This is a genomic window from Rathayibacter tanaceti, assembly GCF_009834165.1.
In the GTDB taxonomy this organism is placed as follows: domain Bacteria; phylum Actinomycetota; class Actinomycetes; order Actinomycetales; family Microbacteriaceae; genus Rathayibacter; species Rathayibacter tanaceti.
Map to the genome: position 1 here is coordinate 267,787 of NZ_CP047186.1, position 20,647 is coordinate 288,433.

The window sequence follows — 20,647 nt, forward strand, 5'->3', positions numbered from 1 at the left end:
CGGTGATCGCGACGCGATCGACCGGATGTCCTACCAGGGACGGGGCATCGAGAGCGTTCTCGCCTGCCTGAGCCGCCGAACGGGACCAGGACGACGCCCCGTCCGCGTGCCGGGCACCGCGAACCGACGGCGCAGGAGCGTCCTCGTCGTCGCGGACGCGGGACGGACCAGCCGGTGCCCCGGGGAGCGAGCCTGCCGCGGGCGGAGTGTTCCGGGGCGGCCGCGCAGTGTCCTCGCACGAGCGACGACACTGCCGCCGAGACCGAGGTCGATCGCTCCGGGTTGCTCAAGGGCTGCGATCAGCTCGTCGAGCACAGCGAAGGCAGGGTCGGTCATGGGTCTTCTCCTGGCCAGGAGCCCGTGGCTGTGTGGAGCACCTGATCCAGGCGCTGTCGATGTCGGACGGATCGTCGCGCAGGGTCCGCACGCGACGTCGTTGCGTCGCTCCGACGCTGGGTCGCTCGGAACGGCACGACGACGACCGTAGATCGATCAGAAGGGCACGTCGACATGGTTGACTTCTCCGCCTCGGCGACGGTAGGAGTCCGCCCTGGAATGATGCCGGATGCGCTCTCCGTCTCGTCACCGAGCGCGCTGTGCTCCGCCTCGGCGGCCTCCGGCTCGACCTCGTCGGTCAGTGCGGTGCGTGTCGGTGAGGGCACGGTGGGTATCGGTGAGGGTCAGAGCTGTGTTCGCCCGCCGCTCTCCGCGGTCGACGGCGGGTCGTTGCGGCGTCGGAGCGGTGAGGGTTGCGCCGGCCGCGGCGCGGAACGTCTCCTGGGTCGTGGTCGTGCCGTCGAGGCGCCGCCGCCGTCGACGACGTCGGTGCGCTTCACCGGTGTTCCTCCCTGTCGGGGCGACGCGCGGCCTCGGGGGGCTCCGAGATGATGTAGAGACCGCCGGGAGAATTCGCGAGGTCGGTCAGCGCGGCGATCCACGCCGGGTTGATGCGGGGCATGCGCCCTCCGAAGTACTTGTAGCGCAGGGCGTGCGAGGGGTGCAGCCAGATCGCGCTGCGGCCGTCGCCCATGCTGTGGTCGTCGCGCCAGCTGAGCAAGAACGATTCGTTGCGGCGGAGCTTGCCGGTGATGACGATCTGGAGGTGAGCGAGAACCCGGTCCTCGAAGTCGATCTCGACGGTACCGTCGTAGTGCAGTTTCCCCATCTGCGTCCCCAGTCCTTCTCGGCGGGCCGGCATGCGGCTGCCCCCTCCCTCCACTGTTCCGCAGGTTGTGTGATGTCGACAAGCGGGGTCGGGGGAGCTTGCCGGAATCCTCCCTCTGTGCGTCAGGTGCGCGGATCCGCCTCTCGCCGCGCCGGTCCACCTCGAAGGTACGGCGTCGAGCCCTGGGGAACGGGGCTCACGCGGCGCCGGATTCTGCAGCACTGAGCTCTCTCGGTAGTGAATGCCCCGTCGGCGCTATCACGGCCGGGGACCGCCGTGAACCCCTGCTCACGGCTCCTTCCGCCCACGTACCGTGGTGGCGAACGACCCGCAGACCAGGTGAATCGCCGAGGCGGGTCGCGTCACTGGCACGGCCGCCGGCCGACCGGAGAGGGCGGGCAGGATGAACTGCGACCATCCGTTATGGGTGCGCCTCGCGCGCAAGGAGCCGCAGCGGGCCATCGTCCGCGGCCGGGTCTTCGAGATCGGTGCGCCGGACGAGCGCGACGGCTCCGTCCTCCTGACCGTGTGGGAGAAGGGGCGACCCGTCGGACACGTGCTGCCGACCGATCCGCCGAGCTACCGACCCTCCGGACCCGGTGTCGGCGCGGTGCCGCAGCCCGTCTCCGGCGTCGAAGAGCTGATCGAGCTGCTGGGCCCCCACGGCGTGCGCGCATCCAGGGCAACCCAGGGCTGATCGGCGCCGGGCGATCGTTCTCGTGGGCCGCCGAGTGGCATCCTGACGCCGGCGCGCCGGCCGCGCCCCGGGAGGGGGGAATCCATGAGCGACGACGGCGCCGCCGAGTTCGGCTACCGCTCCTCCCTGAGCCGCGGCGTGGGGCGCTTCGGCAGCTTCGCTGCGGGAGTCAGCTACATCTCGATCCTGACCGGCACGTTCCAGCTCTTCTCGTTCGGCTTCGCCCTGGGTGGGCCCGCCTACTGGTGGTCGTGGCCGATCGTCTTCGTCGGGCAGCTGGCCGTGGCGCTCTGCTTCGCTGAGCTCGCGGCGCGATACCCGGTCGCCGGCTCCGTCTACAACTGGAGCAAGCGCCTGGCGGGGCCCACGGTGGGCTGGCTCGCCGGCTGGCTGATGGCGGCCGCCACGATCGTCACGCTCGCGGCGGTGGTGCTCGCCTACCAGGCGACGCTCCCGCAGATCTGGAGCGGGTTCCAGCTCATCGGCGACGGCACCGGCGCCTCCTTCTCGGTCAACGCCGTGCTCTGGGGAGCCGCGCTGATCGCGTTCACGACGGTCGTGAACGCCCGCGGTGTGCGGCTGATGGCGCGGATCACCAGCGTCGGGGTGCTGATCGAGCTGATCGCGGCGGTGCTGCTCGTGATCGTTCTGGCCGTGAACGTCGTGCACCCGCCGAGCGTGCTCCTCGACACCCGCGGCTACGGCGACGGGTCGCCCGGAGGCTACGTGGGCGCCTTCCTCATCGCCGCGATCGCCTCGGCGTACGTCATGTACGGCTTCGACACCGCCGGCTCGCTGAGCGAGGAGACCGTCGATCCGCGCCGGACCGCGCCGACTGCCATCCTCCGTGCGGTGACCGCCTCCTTCGTCCTCGGCGGCCTGATCCTGCTGCTGGGCATCCTCGCCGCACCCGACCTCGGCGACCCGGCGCTCGGGCAGGCTTGGGGCGGGTTGCAGCGGGTCGTGCTCCAGGTGCTCGGCGGGCCGCTGGGAACGGTGTTCCTGTTCTGCGTCGTCGTCGCGATCACCGTGTGCGCTCTCGCCGTGCACACCGCCGGCATCCGGTTGATCTTCGCGATGGCCCGCGACACCGCGCTCCCCGCGAGCCGGATGCTCGCGCGGGTCGATCCGGTACGCGGCATGTCCGCGGCGCCCGCGCTGCTCGTCGGGGTGCTCGCCGTGTTGATCCTCGTGGTGAGCATCGGGACGCCCTCGATCTTCACGGCGGTGACGAGCGTGGCGGTCATCCTGATCTATCTGGCCTACCTGCTCGTGACGGTGCCCCTGCTCGTCGCGCGGCTGCGCGGACGGTGGCCGGCGGCCGAGCCCGGCCGATTCTCGCTCGGCCGCGCCGGTCTCCCGGTGACCCTCGTCGCGGTGCTCTGGGGCGCCGCCATGACGGTGAACCTGGCCTGGCCCCGTGTCGAGGTCTACGGTGCGCCGCTACGGTACAGCGCCGTGATCGTGATCGCGGTGGTCGTCGGAATCGGCCTGACCTGGTTCCTCCTGCGCGGCCGGCGCCGCCTGGGCGCGCTGCCCGAGCACGCGCTCTGACGGCGGGCGCTCAGCACGCGAGAAGGCTCGTACTCGATGGGGAGAACGAGCCTTCTCGGTCTCCTTCGGCGGGCGTGGTGACGTCGCCGAGTCCGTGCTCCCCAGAGAATGTGGGCGGCGCCGACGAGGATGACGGGCACCGGCCCGTCCATCCCCACGACCGGTGCGATGAGCAGGAAGCGGGCCCCCACCCCCGAGTGCGACCAGGGCGTCCTTCATCGACGGTGTCGTGGTGTCCTCCACGGTTCTCCGATCCCGACGTCGAACCGGATCCGCGCCCGTCACGCTCGGGCTCCCCGGCCGCTCCGTTGCGCCGGGAGCCCGAGCGGAGGGAGGCGCGCCGTGTGCAGCGACCGCCACGGCAGCGGGGGTGCGCCTCGTGTCGGCCACGCGTCGACGCGCCTCCCAGGCGGCGCAGCCCGATCGGGACGGTGCTGCGCCGAGAACAGATAACCATATGAGTATGGCTCAGGGCAGGCCCCCAAAGAGGGGCGCGGAGGAGACGCCCGACGACTCCGCGCCGTGCGCGAGGATGGGGGAGCGTCGGTCGTGTGTGCCGCCCGCAGGAGAGGAACGCCGTTGCGGAACCGCCTCGCCACCCCGGCGCTGCTGGCGCACGCCGTCCTCATCCAGGCTGTCGCGTTCCTCCTGCGGCCGGCCGCCGTCTACCAGGCCCTCCAGCTCGACGTGCCGGCGTGGGCGCTCGGCGCGCTCGGCGCCTCCTTCGCGCTGGTGCCGCTCCTGATCGCGCTGCCGGTCGGTGGCCTGGTCGACCGCGTCGGGGCGCGACTCGTGATGGCGCTCGGCGCGCTGGTCGCCGTCGTCGCCGCTGCCGTGTTGCTGCTCGCGGGAGGGAGCGTCGTCGGGCTGCTCCTCGGCATCGCGCTGCTCGGAGCGGGCCACCTGGGCTGCGTCGTCGGGCAGCAGACGGTGGTCGCCGGAGGCGCGGGAGGCACCCGCCTCGACAGCCGCTTCGGCTACTACACCTTCGCCGCATCGCTCGGGCAGGCGATCGGCCCGGCCTTCATCCCGGTCTTCGCCGGCGGCTCGGTGCGCCCCGATCCGGCGCCGCTGTTCGTCACCGGCGGCGTGCTCGCCGTGCTGCTCCTGGCCGTGACCGCGGGGATCCGGAGCTCTGCTCCGCACGGGCAGAAACCGGCCGAGGCGGCCTCCTCCGGATCGACGCCGGGCCTTTCGACACCGGGCCTTTCGACGCTGGGCCTGCTGCGAGTCCCCGGCCTCGCCCGCGCGTTACTGACCAGCGCGACCGTCGTGGCGGCCGTCGACCTGACCGTCGTCTACCTGCCCGCCCTCGGCACCGAGCGGGGGCTGCCCGCGGGCGTCGTCGGTGCCCTGCTCACCGTCCGCGCGCTCGCGTCGATGGCGTCGCGTCTGCTGCTCGGCGCCGCGACGGCGCGGCTCGGCCGCACCCCGGTGATGGTCGGCGGGATCCTCGTCTCGGCGCTCTGCCTGATGCTGGTCGCCCTACCCGCCCCCACTGCCGTGCTGTTCGTGGCTGTCGCCGCGCTGGGGCTGGGGCTCGGCATCGGCCAGCCCATCACGATGTCGTGGCTGATCGAGCGGACCCCCACCGACCGCCACGGCCGCGCCCTTGCGCTGCGCCTGGCGGGCAACCGGCTCGGGCTGATCGCGCTGCCGAGCGTGCTCGGCGTGCTCGCCGTCGCCGCGGGAGCGGGCGGCGTGCTCGTCGGGACGGGCGCGGCGGTCGGCGCGACCCTCCTCCTCCTGCGCGGCGTGCGCCTGGACTGAGGGCGCCGCTCTCTCCTGGGCAGGGAAGCGCGCCAGGGCAGAGCGGTGAGGATCGTGACGGCGTCCTGGGCGAAGCCTGCCGGCGCGCCCGCCACGACGGCACCGAACAGAGGGGACCAGCCGCGCTCGCCCTCCCCCCGCGGATGCCGAGACGAGCCGCTCCGGAGCCCCGCTGAGCGCCTCGCCGAGGTCCCCCCCCCCCCCCCCCCCCGCGGATGCGGAGACGAGCCGGGCGAGGACAGCGACGGCGACGCCTCCGAGCGCGGCCTCGAGCAGTTGCCAGGGCTCGAGCTGCGTCCGGATCGTCGACAGCATCGTCATCGGCAGGAACGCGCCGATCGAGCTGCCGAGGCTCCCGGCCCACCGAGATCGCTCCGCTCGTGTTCCACAGAACCCCGGCCGCGACGGCCGCGTACGGCGCTCTCGGACAGTTCGTCCGCTCATCCGGCGAAGCCCGGAGCCGTTGCGGGCGGTGGCGTCGGCTCCGGCGCTCGAGAACGGGCGCTCAGCTCCCCTCCGCGCCCGGCCCCTCCACCCGCACCTCGCTCGCAGCCTTGTCCGCTCGCCAACCGCGCCACACCGGCTGCCGCAGCGTGCCGGCAGAGGTGCGCTCGCGGTAGCGGACCTCGCCGACCAGCACCGGCGACACCCAGTGCACCCCGCGCGACTCGGCCGGAGGCACCGAGACGGCCGGCTCGTCGCTCGCGTGCTCAGCCAGGCGGTCGACGAGGCTGCGGCGCTCGCGGTCGCTGAAACCGGTGCCGACCCGGCCGGAGTACACCAGCCCGTCATCGCAGGGGATCGCGGTCAGCAGCGCGCCGACCGAGCCCTGCAGCCCGCCCTTGCCCTCCCTCCAGCCCACGATCACCACCTCCTGGAGCCGGTGGTGGGTGAGCTTGATCCAATCGCGGGAGCGGCTGCCCTCCCGGTAGGGGGAGTCGTGGCGCTTGGCGACCACGCCCTCCAACCCCAGGCTGTGGCTGGTCGCCATCGCCTCCTCCAGATCGCCGTCGAACACCGACGGGAGGTGCACGCGCTCGTTCTCGGCGACGAGCTCGACGAGGGCGGCACGGCGGGAATCGTAGTCGCGGGCGGTGACGTCCTCGCCGGCGCGCTCGAGCAGATCGAACAGCATCACGTGCACGGGAGTCGTCCGGGCCGCCGCCTCGATCTCGCGCGGCGCGCTCAGCCCGCCGCGGGTCTGCAGGGCGCCGAAGTCGGGGCGCCCGCGTGCGTCGAGGGCGACGATCTCGCCGTCGAGCACGGCATCGGCAGAGGCCGCGGCCAGGGGCCCGAGCACGTCCGGGAACACCGCGGTCAGGTCGTTGCCGTTGCGGCTGGTCAGGGTCACCGCGCCGCCCTGCACGCGTACGAGGGCCCGGTAGCCGTCCCACTTCATCTCGATGGCGGCGTCCGGATCGACGTCGGTGCGGCGTCCGGCCGTCGCGAGCATGGGGCGGTGGCGTCGCGGCGTCTCGCCGTCGCCCGGGGTCGAGGCGGAGGGTGCGGGCCGGGAGGCGGCGGACGCGGCGGCCCCGCCCGCCCGGCCCCGTCGCTTCGTCCCCTCCCCGTGCGCCGCCCCGGGCGCCATGAGGTGCAGCAGCCAGTTCTTCTCGGCTCCCGCCTTCGACCCGGTGTGCAGCAGGGCGTAGCGGCGGGGCTCGCCGCCGAGACCGCCGTCTGCGCGCCCGCTGAGCACGGCGATCACCTCCTCGCCCTCCCGCCACTTCTCGAGCGCGTAGCTGCCCTCGTCCCAGATGCGGACCTCGCCGCCGCCGTACTCGCCGGCCGGGATGGTGCCCTCGAAGGTCGCGTACTCGAGCGGGTGGTCCTCTGTCTGCACGGCGAGCCGGTTCGGGTCGCCCTCCAGCGGCGGGCCCTTGGGCACGGCCCAGCTGACGAGCACGCCGTCGTGCTCGAGGCGGAAGTCGTAGTGCAGGCGTCGGGCGTGGTGCTCCTGGATCACGAAGGTGTCGCCCGAGGCGGTGGTGCCGGACCCGGGCTCGGGTACGGGCTCCGGGGTTCGGGCGGCGTCGCGCATGCTGCGGTAGGCGGCGAGCCGGTCGGCGGAGGCCTCGGTCGCGGCGAAGCCCGCCATCCGCTCCGGAGTCGGTTCCACCCCGGCGCCGCGAGCCGCGAGCAGCGGCTGGAGCAGGTCGCCGTCGCTCCTGAGCCGCTCGATCACCTCGTCCGGTGCGAGCTGGCGCAGGCCCGCAGCGCCCAGTTCCTCCCAGCTGCGGGGTGCGGCAGCGGCGGGCAGGAGGCGTCCCCGCAGCGAGTACGGCGCGATCGTCGTCTTCGCGGCCGCGTTCTGGCTCCAGTCGACCAGGACTTTGCCCTCGCGCAGGGTTCTCTTCATGTCCGAGACGACGAGGTCGCGGTGGTCGGATTCGAGAGCCCGCGCCAGCTCGTGGGCGACGGTCGAGATCTGCTCGCTGGTGGCGGAGGCGCCGAGCGCGCAGTAGAGGTGGATGCCCTTGCTGCCGCTGGTGACGGGCAGCGGCGCCAGCCCCATCCCCTCGAGCAGGTCGCGCGCCAGGAACGCCACTTCGGCGCACTCCGCGAGACCGGCGCCCTCGCCGGGGTCGAGATCGAGCACGAGGCGGTCCGGTGGGCGGCGTTCGCCGGCCGATCCGACGCGCCACTGCGGCACGTGCAGTTCGAGCGACGCCTGCTGCGCGAGCCAGGTCAGCCCGGCGACGTCGTCGACGAGCGGGTACTCGATGTCGCGCGAGGCGTGTGTGAGCCGGGTGCGGCTCAGCCAGTGCGGGGCGGAGGAGGGGAGGTTCTTCTCGAAGAAGACCTCGCCCGGCTGCTCGGCCGTTCCGACTCCGTCGACCCAGCGTTTGCGGGTGACCGGCCGACGTGCCACGTGCGGCAGCATCGCGGAGGCGACGGAGGCGTAATAGCCGAGCACGTCGGCCTTGGTGTACCCCGCCTCCGGGTACACGAGCTTGTCGAGGTGGGTCAGTCGGAGGCGCCGTCCCGCCACGGTGACGAGCTGCTGTGACGATGCCATGCTCCCCATGGTGGAACCCCGCGCCCGCCGAGGGAACCCCGGACGTCCTGCCGAGGGAACCCCGGAGCGTCGAGGGAGCCTGCTGCAGAGGGCTCTCTCGAGCGTTCGGGGTTCCCTCGGTGTCGGCGAGTAGCCTCTGGCCATCACGTCCGAATGGAGCTCCTGTGCCCGACACGATCGACGACATCCCCCTGACCACCATCGACGGCGCCGCGTCGACCCTCGCCGACTACCCTCCTGTGCGACTGGTCGTCAACGTCGCCTCCCGCTGCGGTCTCGCCCCGCAGTACGAGAAGCTCGAGACGTTGCAGAAGACCTACGGCGAGCGCGGATTCACGGTGCTGGGCTTCCCCAGCAACCAGTTCCTCCAGGAGCTGAGCGATGAGGACCGGATCAAGGAGTACTGCTCGACCACCTGGGGAGTCACGTTCCCGATGTTCGAGAAGGTGCGCGTCAACGGCCGCTCGGCCCATCCCCTCTACGCCGAGCTGACGAAGACCGAGGACGAGGAGGGCAAGGCCGGCCGGGTGAAGTGGAACTTCGAGAAGTTCCTGATCACCGCCGACGGCACGGTGCACCGCTTCCGCCCGTCGGTCGAGCCGGACGACCCGCGGATCGTCGGTCTGATCGAAGCCTCACTCCCCGCCTGAGCGCGCGACCCGCCCGGCGCGGCGGGCGCGCCGCCGCATCACGACGAGCGCGACCGCCGCGAGGACGGCGACCACAGCCAGCACCGCGGCGTCCGGCACTGCGCCCGCCGTGTCGAGTGTCCATCCCTCGATGCGCACCGCGGCGGAGGCGCCGAGCCCGCCGCCGAGGCTCGCCGTGCCGTGCGTGGCCAGGAGCAGCGCGCCGAGCGCCACCGTGATACCGCCTCCGACGACTGCCGAGAGCGTCGTGCGCCAGCGGCCGAGCCGCACCTCCCGCGGCCGCACGAGCGTGCGCACGACGGGCAGTCGGGACCAGAGCAGGCTCAGCACGAGCAGTGGGAACGCCATCCCGGCGGCGAAGACCAGCAGCGCGACCCCTCCGGCGAGCGCGTCCCCGCTCACTGCGGCGAAGGTCAGTACCGTGCCGAGTACGGGACCGGCGCAGACCCCCGCGAGCCCGTAGACCGTCCCGAGCGCGTAGACGCTCGCCGTCGTCGTGCCGCCCGCGACGTGGTGCGAGAGGAACGGGAGCGGCAGGCCGCTGAGCATCAGCAGGCCGAGGGCGATCACGAGCACCGCGGCGGCGGTGACGACCGCCTCCCGATGCTCGGCGACGAACGCGCCGACGGTGCCCGCGAGCACGCCGAGCGGGACGAGCGTGGTGATCAGCCCGAGGTAGAACACCGCCGTCTTGCCCAGCACCGCAGTCGGAGACGCGAAGGCGTACGAGAAGAAGGCGGGCAGCACCATGACCGAGCACGGGCTGAGGAGGGTCAGCAGGCCGCCCGCGAAGGCGCCGAGGAGTCCGAGCTCCACCGCTCAGGCGCCCGCGAGCGCGGAGTCGAGCAGCGCGCGGAACCGGTCGACCGGCTGCGCGCCCGAGAGCACGGTCCCGTCGGCGACGAAGAAGGGGACACTGGTGACGCCGAGCCGCTGGGCGCTCACCGTGTCCTGCTCAACCGCCTGGAGCAGGGAGGGATCGTCGAGGTCGGCCTCGAAGCGGGCGAGGTCGGCGACTCCGGCTGTGCGCGCGAAGTCGATCAGCTTCTCGCGCGGTAGGTCGGGGTGCCCGGAGTCGGGCGCCGCCTGGAACACGGCGTCGAGATAGTCGGCGAACGCCCCCTGACGGCCCGCGGCGCGCGCGGCGACGGACGCCTGCGCGGACTGCTCACCGAAGAAGGCGACGTCGTGGAACTCGACCCGCACCTTCCCGGCGACCACGTAGTCCTGGACGATCGAGGGGAGGGTCTCGCGGCCGAACTGCGCGCAGAAGGGGCAGCGGAGGTCGGTCCACTCGGTGAGCACCACCGGGGCGTCGAGGGAGCCGATCGCGGCCGGATCGTCGGCGTCGCGTCGCTCGATGCTCGGCTGCTGCTCTGCCGTGGCGGTCGATGTGGGGGCGGCGAGCGGTGCGCCTCCCGACCCGGCTTGCCCGAGCGCCACGACTCCGAGGAACAGCGCCGCCGCGACGAGGATCACGATGGCGCTCCGATAGGGGCGGAGCGTGGAGCGGATGGTCGCGGTGCGGGGGTGAGGACTGCTCATCCGACCGAGCGTAGCCAGACGCGTCCGTGCAGCGCCTGAGGGCGCCGCGTGCGTTCTCGCGCCGACGGCAGTCCGAGGCCGGCTGGGTCAGGCGCCCTGGTGCGGCTCCTCGGGCTCGGGCAGGACGGACAGCTCGCCGTGCATGCTCGCGACGCTGAGCATCTGCTCGATCCAGGCGCGGTTGAGCTTGGGCTGGTGAGCCTCGCTGAAGCGGAAGTGCAGCGGCACCGACGGGTGCAGCCACACCGAGCTCCGGCCGTGACCGGTGGAGGCGTCCTCCATCCACGACAGCGAGAAGGCTTCGTTGCGCCGCAGCTTCGAGAGAACAGCGACCTTGAGGTGTGCGAGGACTCGCTCCTCGAATTCGATCTCGAGGTTCTGCGGTCCGTAGATGAGCGTGGCCACGGGCCCCCTTCGTCCATCAGGCCGTCCCGGTCGGACAGCTCCTCGGGGACGGTATCCGCTCGACCCCCGGGTCGGGGAATCGGGTAGGAGACACGCCGGACCCCCATTGACAGCCCCGGTGAGGGGCCGTATCCGAGGGCAGGCGAGTCCAGCGCCACGATAGTCGACGAGTGTCGTTCGAGTCGACAGTCCGGCGGGGATCTCCGACTCGCGGAGACCCGTTCGGCTCGCCGGATCGCGGGCGGTGCTCCCGTGGGCCGATCGGGATCCCGCGTGCCGCGGGTGCCTCCGGGAGTCGCCTCCGTCGGCCCGGAGGAGCGTCACGGCCCGGGCGGGGAGTCCCAGCCCTCCTGAGGCGTCGCGCATGTGCCGCGGAACACGTACTGCGACGGGAGCTTGCGCTGGTGCGACGACCAGTCGATAGCCGGGCGCCGCTGCTCCGGAGGCAGGTACCCGAGCCGGTACACCGCCATCAGCTCCAGATCGTCGGGCACGGCCAGCAGCGACTCGATCTGCGCCCACGCGCCGGGCACCTCCATCGGGAACGACACGAACTGGATCCCCATCCCGACCTCCACCGTCGTCAGCCAGACGTTCTCCATCGCCGCGCCCATGCTGAACACCGAGTAGAACGACGAGAGCTCGCCCGGCCGGTACTCGGAGCGGTCCAGCATCACCCCGAGCAGCAGCGGCGAGCCCGCGACGAGTCGGCGGTTCTCCTCGCCGAGCGTCTGCGGCACCCGCAGGGAGTTCATCAGGAACTGTCCTCGCTTGGTGAAGACCTGCTTGGTGAAGGGGCGGAGCGGAGCGGGCAGCCGATCGAAGAGCATCCCGTCGCGCCGCTGCTCCATCTCGTCGCTGCTGAAGCGGAAGTAGGGCTTGTAGCGCTCGAAGAAGGTGCCGTTCGACATCGCCGTCGTCATACTCTCGCCGCTGATCGCTGCGATCCGCTCGATGGTCTCCCGCTCGTCGATGAGCACGAACCGCCACGGCTGACTGTTCAGCTGGGAGGGGGCCCGGCCGGCCACCTCCATCAGGAGCCGCTGGTGCTCCTCGGAGACGGGATCGGGCAGGAACGCGCCGTTGGTGGTCTTCCGGCGCCGGACGACATCGAGGAACTCCATGCCTCGATCCTGCCCCGTCCCGGCTGTGCGCCGGCGCGGTCGCCGTCGCCCCTCGCGCTCGCGTCCCCTCTTTGCGAGGGTTGCTCGTCGCGGATCGCGAATGTAGACCAGAGGGCAGCCCGCTCGCAGAGAGGGATCTGACCGTCGGGGCCGGCCCGCTGGAGTGATAGTGAGAGTGACCCTTCGTCGGCGCAGCGAACGAGACCAGAGAGAAGAATCGTGACTCACGGAAGTAGAGCGCTTCTGCTGCTGATCAGCGGACTCCTCGTGGTGGGGTCCAGCTCGTCCTTCCTCCGAGGCGGGGGCGAAACGGGGCCGGCGATGCTCGGCATCGCCAGTGGCGTATTCACGGTGCTGGCGGCGCTGTACGAGTACACAAATGCCAGGCGGATCGCTCGGTCCGCTCGATCCAGTGCAGTCGACGACAGTCGTCCTCGATGACGGACCCCCGCCGACGACGCTGCTGACGACTCCCGACGGCCGCCCCGCCTGTGCCCGCCCCGGAGGCGCGGGGTAGCATCGAGGGTCCTGTGCCGGCCGACGGAAGCGGTGGAACGATGAAGACGAGGGTCATCTTCTACCTCGTGGGCGGTGTGCTCGTGCTCGGCGCGGGCATCAATTCGGTCGCGAGCACCGGCTTCTCGGTGCCGAACCTGCTGACGATGCTCTGCGGTGCCCTCATCCTTGCGATCGCCGGCTGGCAGGCTCTGCGCTCCTGGCGTGCCGACTCCGACCGCGACGTCGAGCCCCCTCGCTAGCGACGCGTCCGCAGCAGCGCGGCGAGCACGAACGGAGCCGCAGCCAGCGCGATCGCCGGGTGCCGCCTCCCGTGCGTCCCCGCGAAGGGGATGACCGCCAGCGGGACGCCCGCGGGAGCGAGCGCGGCCGCGGCCCGCGGATCCGATCGGCGCAGCATCGCCCAGGCGAGGGCCGTGAGAGTCGACGTGCAGATGTAGAGCGCATGGTGGATCCAGTGCCAGCGGCCGGTGTGCGCGACCCCCGCCGCGACAGCCGTGCCGAGCGCGCAGTTGGCGGAGTAGCTGACGGCGGCGGCCCGCAGCCAGCCGGCGCCCGCTCGACTCGCGCCCGCCCGGCCCCGCCTCACACGTCGCCCCGGGTGAGCAGCAGCCGGTAGGGCGCCGCGCGCTGCACCCGCCAGCCCTCCGGCGCCACCGCGCGCAGCTCGGCGGCGGTGAAGCTGCGCCGCACCGAGAGCGAGCCGTCGTAGTGCAGGAACGACCCCGCCGCGATCGGGCGCGTCGCCAGGAGGTAGGCGGTGTAGGCCAGCCGCGAGCGCTCGATGTCGTTGTGCAGCGCGCGCGGCGCCAGACGCTCGCTGTCCGCGAGCAGCGCGGCGAGCGCCTCCGGAGCCAGGTGGTGCAGCACATGGTTCGACGTCACGAGGTCGAAGCGGTCGCCCTCGACGACGAGGTCGGTGCTGCTCGCCCGGCGGAACTCGACTCCCGGCGGCGCCGGCGTCGAGGTGGCGAAGGTCCAGGCCCGCTCGTCCGGATCGGCCGCCGTGACGCTGAGCCGCAGCCCGTCCGCTCGCGCCCAGCCGACGAGCGCGCGGGCGACGTCACCGCCTCCCGAGCCGATGTCGAGCAAGCGGAACGGCTCGTCCGGGCCGAGGAGCGGTCGCAGGCGCGATCGGTACACGCCTCGCCAGCCCGACACGAGCCGGTTGACGGTGCCGAAGCGGGCGTAGGTGGCGTCGAGCAGCGTCCGGTCGCAGTCGGGGTCGTCCATCAGCTCTTGCGCCGAGACTTCGCGGCGGCGCAGGTCCGGTGCCAGGGGAGCGCGTGGAGTCACTCCCCGCCCCGCTTGGTCAGCAGCGCGAGCTCGACGGTCAGGCCCGGTCCGAACGCCATCGCGCCGACGCGCTCGCCGTCGGCCGCCTCGCCGTGCAGGAGGCGCCGCAGGATGAAAAGCATCGTCGCGCTCGACATGTTGCCGTTCGTCCGCAGCACCTCGCGGGAGGGGTGGAGCTGCTCGTCATCGAGTGCGAGCGAGCTCTGCACCTTGTCGAGGATGCTCCTCCCGCCCGGGTGGATCGCCCAGCGGGCCACATCGCCCAGGCCCACGCCCGCGCCCTCGAGGAGCGGTGCGACGGCTCCCTCGATGTTCGCGCCGATGATCGACGGCACGTAGGTGCTCAGCCGCATGGTGAAGCCGTGGTCGCCGATGGTCCAGGCCATCTCGGTCTCGCCCTCGTCGGTCAGCGTCGTGGACAGCGCGTCGAGGTCGAGTCGCGGAGCGCCGGGGAGCGGCTCGCGTGCGGTGACGACCGCTGCGGCTCCACCGTCGGCGAAGACGGAGGTGGCGACGATCTGCTCGGGGTCGTTGGAACTGGTGAGGTGGATCGTGCAGAGCTCGACCGCGACCACGAGGACGACCGCCTCCGGATCGGCCTCGCAGAACTGCACCGCCGCGCGCAGCCCAGGGAACGCGCCGTAGCAGCCCATGAAACCGAGGTGGAAGCGCTGCGTCGACGGGGCGAGGCCGAGCCGCCGGACGAGCTGGTAGTCGGGGCCGGGCGCGTAGAAACCGGTGCACGAGACGGTGACGACGTGGGTGACGTCGGCGGCGTCGAACGAGGCCGCCTCGAGGGCCCGGCGGGCCGCCTCCGTGAACAGCTCGGGAGCCCGCTCGGTGTACACGGCGTTGCGGGCCGCGGTCCCCGGATCGAGCACGCGCCCCTCGGCAGCGTCGTAGAAGACGCTCGGGCCCTCGTGCTCGGCGCCGTCGAGCTCGGCGACGACCGTGTTGCGGGTGTCGATGGCGGAGGCGCCGAACGCGGCCCCGAGCAGGCGGGAGCCGAGACGGCTGATCCCGGGCTGGGACGCGAAGAGGTCGCGCACCTCCGACTGGTGCAGGACTGTGCCCGGCACCGCGGTCTCGATGCTGCGGATGTGGACGCTCACTCGCGGGAACCTACCGCAGGTTCCTGCGGGTGAGCGGTGGCCTCGACCATGATCAGAGGATCGGCTTCCCGCCGGTGACGGCGATCGTCGATCCGCTGATGTAGCTCGCGTCGTCGGAGGCGAGGAGGACGTAGGCGTGTGCGACCTCGGCCGGCTGGCCGGGGCGTCCGAGAGGCACCTGCTCGCCGAACTCAGCGACCGCCTCCGGGGGCATAGTCGAGGGGATCAGCGGCGTCCAGATCGGACCGGGTGCGACCGAGTTGGCACGGATGCCCTTCTCGCCGAGGGCCTGCGCGAGGGAGGCGGTCATGCTGAGTATCGCCGCCTTCGTCGCTGCGTACGGCAGGAGCTGGTACGACGGCTGGTCGGACTGCACCGAGCTGGTCGCGATGATGGACGCTCCAGCCTTGAGGTGGGGGAGCGCGGCCTTCACCAGGTGGAAGTAGGCGCTGACGTTGGTCGCGAGGGTGCGGTCCCACTCGTCGTCGGGGATGTCGGTGACGCGCTCGCGGCTCATCTGGAACGCGGCGTTGCTGACGAGCACCTCGAGGTGCCCGAACCGCTCGACGGTCTCGTTCACGACGGAGCGGCAGTGCTCGGGGTCGCGGAGATCGCCGGGTAGCAGCAGCGCCTCGCGGCCGGCTTCGCGGACCCAGCGGGCGGTGTCCTCTGCGTCCTCGTCCTCGTCGAGGTACGAGATCGCCACATCGGCGCCCTCGCGGGCGAAGGCGATCGCGACGGCCTTGCCGATGCCGCTGTCGGCTCCCGTGATCAGGGCGACCTTGCCGCTCAGCCGGCCGGTGCCGCTGTAGCTCGTCTCGCCGTGATCGGCCTTCGGCGTCAGCTCGGCCTCGGTGCCGGGTGGTGTCTGCTCGGGTGATTCCGGAGTCATGACTCTCCCTCTCGTGTGGTCGGTTCTCCCATGCAAGCCGCTACGCGGGGGACCCCGCAGGGGGTTGACGGCGAACGGGCGGTGGCCGCCGTCGACCCCGCGGCGCCGGCCGGCCGCCGGGTCTCGACCGGGTTCGATACGAGCGCGACGGACAGCGATCCGCGGCCCGAGGGTGCGGCGGGGCCGGAGGGAACGGCGGCGTCACGATCTGCTGCGCCGTCTTCGGCTGGTTCGCGGCCACCGGGCGCGCCGTGATCCTCGTCGGCCTGGTCTCGGCGATCACCGGCGGGAGCCGGGTTCTGTCGACGGTCGGCGGCTTCCCCGCGATCCCGCTCGACGGTGGAGACGGGATGGTCGCCGAGATCGCGCGGCGAGAATCGGCTGTCGTCGGGATCCGCCCTCCGTCACCGCGTCCCTCCGCCGAGGGCCCGCGCGGAGCGCCCGGCCCGCGATCCGTGCTGCGTCGGAGCGGCAGGACCACGCAGGCCCGGAGGCAATCGCGACGCGGTGCACCGCAGGTATCGGGGCCGACGCGGGCGTGTCGTGTCGCGGTGACGCTCTCACCGTCGGCATCGTCGCTACGATCTGACGTCGTCGCAGGCTGCGTCGCCCGTGTGCGGCCTCGCCCTCGAGCGGCCCAGGCGCGACCGATGAGCGGACCAATGCCTTCCCGGCGCGGCCGGAAGGAGACCGATGACGACGACGGCGATGCCGCTGCGCTACCCCGACCGGGGTTCGCCGGCGGTGATGGCCCGGCGCGGCTGGTGGCTCCTCGCCGTCACTCTGCTGCTCCCGGGCTCGGCCCAGGTCCTCGCGGGCTCTCGACGGCTCGGCAGGATCGGACTGGTCTCGACCTTCGCGCTGTGGGCGATGCTCCTTCTCGCCGCGCTCCTCACGCTGGTCGCTCCCTCGATCGTCTCCACTGTCGCGACGCTCGACTCCACGCTCCTCGTCGTGCAGGCGGCGCTGATCGGCTACGGCGCGCTCTGGCTCCTGCTGACCCTCGACACCCTGCGGCTGGTCCGCCTGGTTCGGGTGACGGGACGCGGGAGGGGTGTGCTGGCGCTCGCCGCCGCCGTGGTGATCGTGGTCTCGACCGGGAGCGCCGGCTACGGTGCGTACGTGATCGGCGTCTCGAGAGGCCTGTTCTCGACCGTTTTCGGAGACGGAGTCCTGGCCGATCCGGTCGACGGCAGGTACAACATCCTGCTCCTGGGAGGCGACGCGGGAGAAGACCGGGATGGAGCGCGGCCCGACAGCATCTCGCTCGTCTCGATCGACGCGACGAGCGGGGCAGCGACGATCATCGGCCTCCCGCGGAACCTGCAGAACATCCCCTTCCCCGACGACTCTCCGATGTCGACCCTCTATCCGGACGGATATCCGCCGGAGGACTGCAACGTCTCGCAGTGCGAGCTGAACTCGATCTACACCGAGGTGCAGCTGAAGTCGCCTGAGCTCTATCCCGACGCCGAGGCGCGTGGCAGCCTGCCGGGGATCGAGGCGATGCGGGATGCCGTCCGCGGAATCCTCGGCGTCCCTGTGCAGTACTTCGTGAGCATCGACATGCAGGGCTTCTCCGATCTCGTCGACGCGCTCGGTGGGATCGACGTCACGTATCCCGGACCGGACGACCTCCCCCTCGGCGGAGTGCTCGATGAGAACGGCGACCTCGACGGCGTCAACGCGTGGGTGGTCCCCGGCGACCACCGTTTCGACGGCTCGAACGCGCTCGCCTACGCCCGCTCCCGGTACGGCAGCAGCGGCGGCGACTACGACCGCATGGTCCGTCAACGCCAGGTCCAGGAGGCGATCCTCCAGCAGTTCGAGCCGGTGAACGTCCTGACGAAGTTCCAGGGCATCGCCCAGGCGGGCTCGACGCTCGTCACGACCGATCTGCCGCAGGCGGCGCTGGGCGGCTTCGTCCAGTTGGCGATGAAGACGAAGACGCTTCCCCTCGCGACGCTCGAGCTGACCCCGCCCGAGGTCGACCCGGCCGACCCGGACTACGACAAGATCCGGGCAGAGGTCGCCGAGCTCCTGGGTGCGAGCTGATCGGGACGGTGCGCGGCGCGAACGCGCGTGCCCTCGCTACGCGGGGTTCGGCGTCCTCGTCGTGAACAGCAGCGGCTCCGCGCCGCTGGCCCGAGCTCTCGGCAGCCTCGCCGGGGCACCTCCCCCGGTGACCCGGGAGACGGGACGCGCCGACCGCGTTCTGCTGACGCGCTCACTCCCCGTCCGTCGACAGTCGCTCAGGTACGGCAGCATGGACCCATGACCAGCGCTGACAGGCCCGTCGTCGTCCTCGCCGGAGCGAGCGGTTTCCTCGGAACCGACCTCGCCCGGCGCTTCTCCGCGGACGGCTGGGCCGTGAAGCGGATCGGCCGCTCCGGCCCTGACGCCCACTGGGGCGACACGGCAGGGATCGCGCGCGTTCTCGACGGCGCGCGCCTCCTCGTCAACCTGGCCGGCAAGAGCGTCGACTGCCGCTACACGCCCGCGAACCGGGCCGAGATCCTCCGCTCGCGGGTAGCGACCACTGCGGAGCTGCATCGCGCGCTCTCCGCCGCGGCGACACCTCCGCCCGTGTGGATGAACGCGAGCACCGCCACGATCTACCGGCACGAGGAGGACCGCGCGAACACCGAGGACGAGGGGGTGCTCGGCGAGGGCTTCTCGGTCGGCATCGCGCGGGCCTGGGAGGAGGCGTTCTTCGGGCCGGAGGCGCCGGGGGTGCGGCGGCTCGCCCTGCGGATGACGATCGTGCTCGGCGACGGGCCGGCGACGGCGATCCTGTTGCGGCTCGCGCGGCTCGGCCTCGGCGGCCCGCAGTTCGACGGCCGCTGGCCCTCGACGCGCGCACGGCGGGAGGCGGGGGTGCATCACGAGTACCGCCGCACCGTCGGGCGGCAGCACTTCAGCTGGATCCACGTCGAGGACGTGTACCGCTCGATCCGGTTCCTGGAGGCGTCCGATCTGGACGGTCCGGTCAACCTCGCGTCGCCGCACCCGAGCGACAACACCGAACTGTCCCGTCTGCTCCGCGCGGCCGTCGGCCGACGGATCGGCCTGCCCGCGCCGCGCTTCGTCCTCGAGCCGGCCATGCTCGTCCTCCGGACAGAGCCCGAGCTCGTGCTCAAGAGCCGCTGGGTCGTCCCCGCCCGCCTCGAGGACGCCGGCTTCACCTTCGCGCACCCCCGCCTCCCCGAGGCCCTGCGCTCCCTCGTCTGACCCTCACAACGAAGGCTCACACCCCTGGACATCGCCTGCGCGACCCGTGGACCCGTCTCAGCCTTCGTTGCGCGCACTCCCCGTCCGCGGACCGGGGCCGCGCCGCCTCCGCAGCCTCGTTCTCACACTCGTTTCCGAACGCTGGCCCACCCACGCCGCACTCGAACGCGGGCGAACCCTGCACGACCCCCGCGCCTCCACATCCGCTCCGGGTCGCCGTCGCACGGTGCCCGTCGAACGGCGGCTTCGCCACCACCCGGCGGCCGTCGAGGCCGCGCCCGACTCGCGCGCCGAGCGTGTCGACGCCCCGGACGCCCCGCCCGCTCTGCCGACCGTGCCGCGCAGGGAGCGGTGTGACGATCTGCGCCGTGCAGGTCCTGCTACTGCGCGACCTTCAGCGCGATGTCGCGCCGGTACACGCCGCCCTCGAGGTGGATCAGGTCGAGCGCCCGGTAGGCCCGTTCGCGGGCCTCGGCGAAGTCGGCTCCGCGGGCGATCACGTTGAGCACTCGGCCGCCCGTGGCGACGAAGCGCCCGTCGACCACCTGGGTGGCGGCGTGGGCGAGGGTGACGCCGGGAACCGCGGCGGCCGCCTCCAGCCCGGTGACGGTGCGGCCGGTGACGGCGTTCTCGGGGTAACCCTCGCTCGCGAGCACGACGGTGACGGCGACGTCGTCGATGAACGCGGGCCACGGCACGGAGGCCAGGGAGCCGGTGGCGGCGGCGTGCAGCAGCGCGGACAGCGGGGAGGCGAGGCGGGGCAGCACGACCTGGGTCTCGGGGTCGCCGAAGCGGGCGTTGAACTCGATCACGCGCAGTCCCGCGTCGGTGACGATGAGGCCGCAGTAGAGGAGTCCGACGAAGGGGGTCCGCTCGCGTTCCAGCTGGCGGATCGTCGGTATCGCGACCGTGTCGATGACCTCGTCGACGAACGCGCGCTCGCTCCGCCAGCGGTCGGCGAGCCAGGGCAGCGGTGAGTAGGCGCCCATCCCGCCGGTGTTCGGGCCCCGGTCGCCGTCGGCGAGGCGCTTGAAGTCCTGTGCGGGTGAGAGAGGGACGACGTCGTGGCCGTCGGAGAGGAAGAAGAGGGACACCTCCTGGCCCGAGAGGAACTCCTCGATGAGGACGTCGCCGGACTGCAGCCAGAACTCGGCGTGAGCGATCGCGGCGCTGCGCGACTCCGTCACCAGGACGCCCTTGCCGGCGGCCAGGCCGTCGGCCTTCACGACGGAGGGGAGTCCGTACTCGTCGATGACACGGACGGCGTCGACCAGGGTCGAGACCCGCGTGGCGCGCCCGGTGGGCACGCGGGCCATGTCCATGACGCGCTTGGCGAAGGTCTTGGAGCCTTCGAGGGCGGCGGCGGCCCGGTCGGGGCCGAAGGTGGGGATGCGGCGCTGGCGCAGCGCGTCGGCGACTCCCGCGACGAGGGGGGCTTCGGGGCCGATCACCACGAGCTCTATGCCTTGCTCGACGGCGAAATCGGTGACGAGCCGGGGGCTGTTCGTGTCGAAGTGGATGACCTCGACGTCGCTCGCGATGCCGGCGTTGCCGGGCGCGGCGATGATCTCGTGTCGCTCCTCCTCCGCGAGGAGAGCGGTGATGATGGCGTGCTCACGGGCACCCGAGCCGAGGACGAGGATCTTCACCCTGACAGGATAGGACGCCCTG

At 72.3% G+C, this 20,647-nt stretch carries 18 protein-coding genes; 7 read left to right on the top strand and 11 right to left on the bottom strand.

The genetic code is table 11. From position 1 onward, the window contains the following. Window positions 1-832: 832 nt before the first annotated feature. Complete coding sequence (locus tag GSU10_RS01215; protein ID WP_068212537.1) at window positions 833-1,165, bottom strand: DUF7882 family protein; 333 nt, start codon at window positions 1,163-1,165, stop codon at window positions 833-835. Between the two features lie 427 nt (window positions 1,166-1,592). On the opposite strand from GSU10_RS01215, the gene GSU10_RS01220 reads away from it, so the two are divergent. From GSU10_RS01220 to GSU10_RS01230, 3 genes are all read left to right on the top strand, one after another. Next, window positions 1,593-1,862 (top strand): hypothetical protein, encoded by a 270-nt coding sequence (locus GSU10_RS01220; protein WP_068212539.1) that lies wholly within the window; start codon window positions 1,593-1,595, stop codon window positions 1,860-1,862. A gap of 84 nt (window positions 1,863-1,946) precedes the next feature. Beyond that, complete coding sequence (locus GSU10_RS01225) at window positions 1,947-3,416, top strand: APC family permease (protein ID WP_068212541.1); 1,470 nt, start codon at window positions 1,947-1,949, stop codon at window positions 3,414-3,416. Window positions 3,417-3,995: 579 nt separating this feature from the next. Further along, on the top strand, window positions 3,996-5,186 hold the full coding sequence (locus GSU10_RS01230; protein ID WP_132505461.1) for an MFS transporter: 1,191 nt from the start codon (window positions 3,996-3,998) through the stop codon (window positions 5,184-5,186). Window positions 5,187-5,691: 505 nt separating this feature from the next. Here GSU10_RS01230 and GSU10_RS01235 read toward each other — a convergent pair. Continuing rightward, on the bottom strand, window positions 5,692-8,205 hold the full coding sequence (locus GSU10_RS01235; RefSeq protein ID WP_132505458.1) for an ATP-dependent DNA ligase: 2,514 nt from the start codon (window positions 8,203-8,205) through the stop codon (window positions 5,692-5,694). Between the two features lie 164 nt (window positions 8,206-8,369). On the opposite strand from GSU10_RS01235, the gene GSU10_RS01240 reads away from it, so the two are divergent. After that, on the top strand, window positions 8,370-8,855 hold the full coding sequence (locus GSU10_RS01240) for a glutathione peroxidase (protein ID WP_241972927.1): 486 nt from the start codon (window positions 8,370-8,372) through the stop codon (window positions 8,853-8,855). Here GSU10_RS01240 and GSU10_RS01245 read toward each other — a convergent pair. The 4 genes from GSU10_RS01245 to GSU10_RS01260 all read right to left on the bottom strand — a co-directional run bounded on the left by GSU10_RS01245 (window position 8,841) and on the right by GSU10_RS01260 (window position 11,929). Beyond that, complete coding sequence (locus GSU10_RS01245) at window positions 8,841-9,671, bottom strand: cytochrome c biogenesis CcdA family protein (protein WP_132505452.1); 831 nt, start codon at window positions 9,669-9,671, stop codon at window positions 8,841-8,843. The two genes, GSU10_RS01240 and GSU10_RS01245, sit on opposite strands and share 15 nt — an antisense overlap. Before the next feature lie 3 nt (window positions 9,672-9,674). Further along, entirely contained in the window at window positions 9,675-10,400 is a 726-nt protein-coding gene (locus GSU10_RS01250) for a DsbA family protein (RefSeq protein WP_082845274.1), read from the bottom strand. An 87-nt stretch (window positions 10,401-10,487) separates the two neighbouring features. Next, entirely contained in the window at window positions 10,488-10,805 is a 318-nt protein-coding gene (locus GSU10_RS01255) for a DUF7882 family protein (RefSeq protein WP_068212909.1), read from the bottom strand. Window positions 10,806-11,125: 320 nt separating this feature from the next. Beyond that, window positions 11,126-11,929, bottom strand: a complete 804-nt coding sequence (locus tag GSU10_RS01260) for a nitroreductase family protein (RefSeq protein ID WP_068212907.1) — start codon at window positions 11,927-11,929, stop codon at window positions 11,126-11,128. Between the two features lie 557 nt (window positions 11,930-12,486). On the opposite strand from GSU10_RS01260, the gene GSU10_RS01265 reads away from it, so the two are divergent. Further along, window positions 12,487-12,687, top strand: coding sequence for a hypothetical protein (locus GSU10_RS01265; protein WP_132505449.1), 201 nt, complete (start codon window positions 12,487-12,489; stop codon window positions 12,685-12,687). Here the strand turns inward: GSU10_RS01265 and GSU10_RS01270 are convergent. Genes GSU10_RS01270 through GSU10_RS01285 form a run of 4 tightly spaced genes read right to left on the bottom strand, consistent with a single transcriptional unit; the run spans window position 12,684 to window position 15,745 of the window. Then, the gene (locus GSU10_RS01270) at window positions 12,684-13,034 is read right to left on the bottom strand and encodes a hypothetical protein (protein WP_241972926.1); all 351 of its coding nucleotides are present in this window, start codon (window positions 13,032-13,034) and stop codon (window positions 12,684-12,686) included. The genes GSU10_RS01265 and GSU10_RS01270 overlap by 4 nt on opposite strands. Then, the gene (locus GSU10_RS01275; RefSeq protein ID WP_244311487.1) at window positions 13,031-13,741 is read right to left on the bottom strand and encodes a methyltransferase domain-containing protein; all 711 of its coding nucleotides are present in this window, start codon (window positions 13,739-13,741) and stop codon (window positions 13,031-13,033) included. The genes GSU10_RS01270 and GSU10_RS01275 overlap by 4 nt, the downstream gene beginning before the upstream one ends. Continuing rightward, on the bottom strand, window positions 13,738-14,853 hold the full coding sequence (locus GSU10_RS01280; RefSeq protein WP_068210566.1) for a type III polyketide synthase: 1,116 nt from the start codon (window positions 14,851-14,853) through the stop codon (window positions 13,738-13,740). The genes GSU10_RS01275 and GSU10_RS01280 overlap by 4 nt, the downstream gene beginning before the upstream one ends. A 52-nt stretch (window positions 14,854-14,905) precedes the next feature. Continuing rightward, a complete protein-coding gene (locus GSU10_RS01285) occupies window positions 14,906-15,745 on the bottom strand; it encodes a glucose 1-dehydrogenase (RefSeq protein WP_068210569.1) in 840 nt (279 codons plus the stop codon). 693 nt (window positions 15,746-16,438) lie between these two features. Between GSU10_RS01285 and GSU10_RS01290 the strand changes: the two genes are divergently transcribed. Together GSU10_RS01290 and GSU10_RS01295 are read left to right on the top strand one after the other, a co-directional pair. Continuing rightward, window positions 16,439-17,800 (top strand): LCP family protein, encoded by a 1,362-nt coding sequence (locus tag GSU10_RS01290; RefSeq protein WP_068210572.1) that lies wholly within the window; start codon window positions 16,439-16,441, stop codon window positions 17,798-17,800. A gap of 219 nt (window positions 17,801-18,019) precedes the next feature. Continuing rightward, window positions 18,020-18,976: an epimerase gene (locus tag GSU10_RS01295; protein WP_132505446.1), complete on the top strand. Its 957-nt coding sequence runs from the start codon at window positions 18,020-18,022 to the stop codon at window positions 18,974-18,976. A 380-nt stretch (window positions 18,977-19,356) separates the two neighbouring features. Here the strand turns inward: GSU10_RS01295 and purD are convergent, their stop codons facing one another. Then, on the bottom strand, window positions 19,357-20,625 hold the full coding sequence (gene purD, locus GSU10_RS01300; protein ID WP_068210574.1) for a phosphoribosylamine--glycine ligase: 1,269 nt from the start codon (window positions 20,623-20,625) through the stop codon (window positions 19,357-19,359). Window positions 20,626-20,647 lie beyond the last annotated feature (22 nt).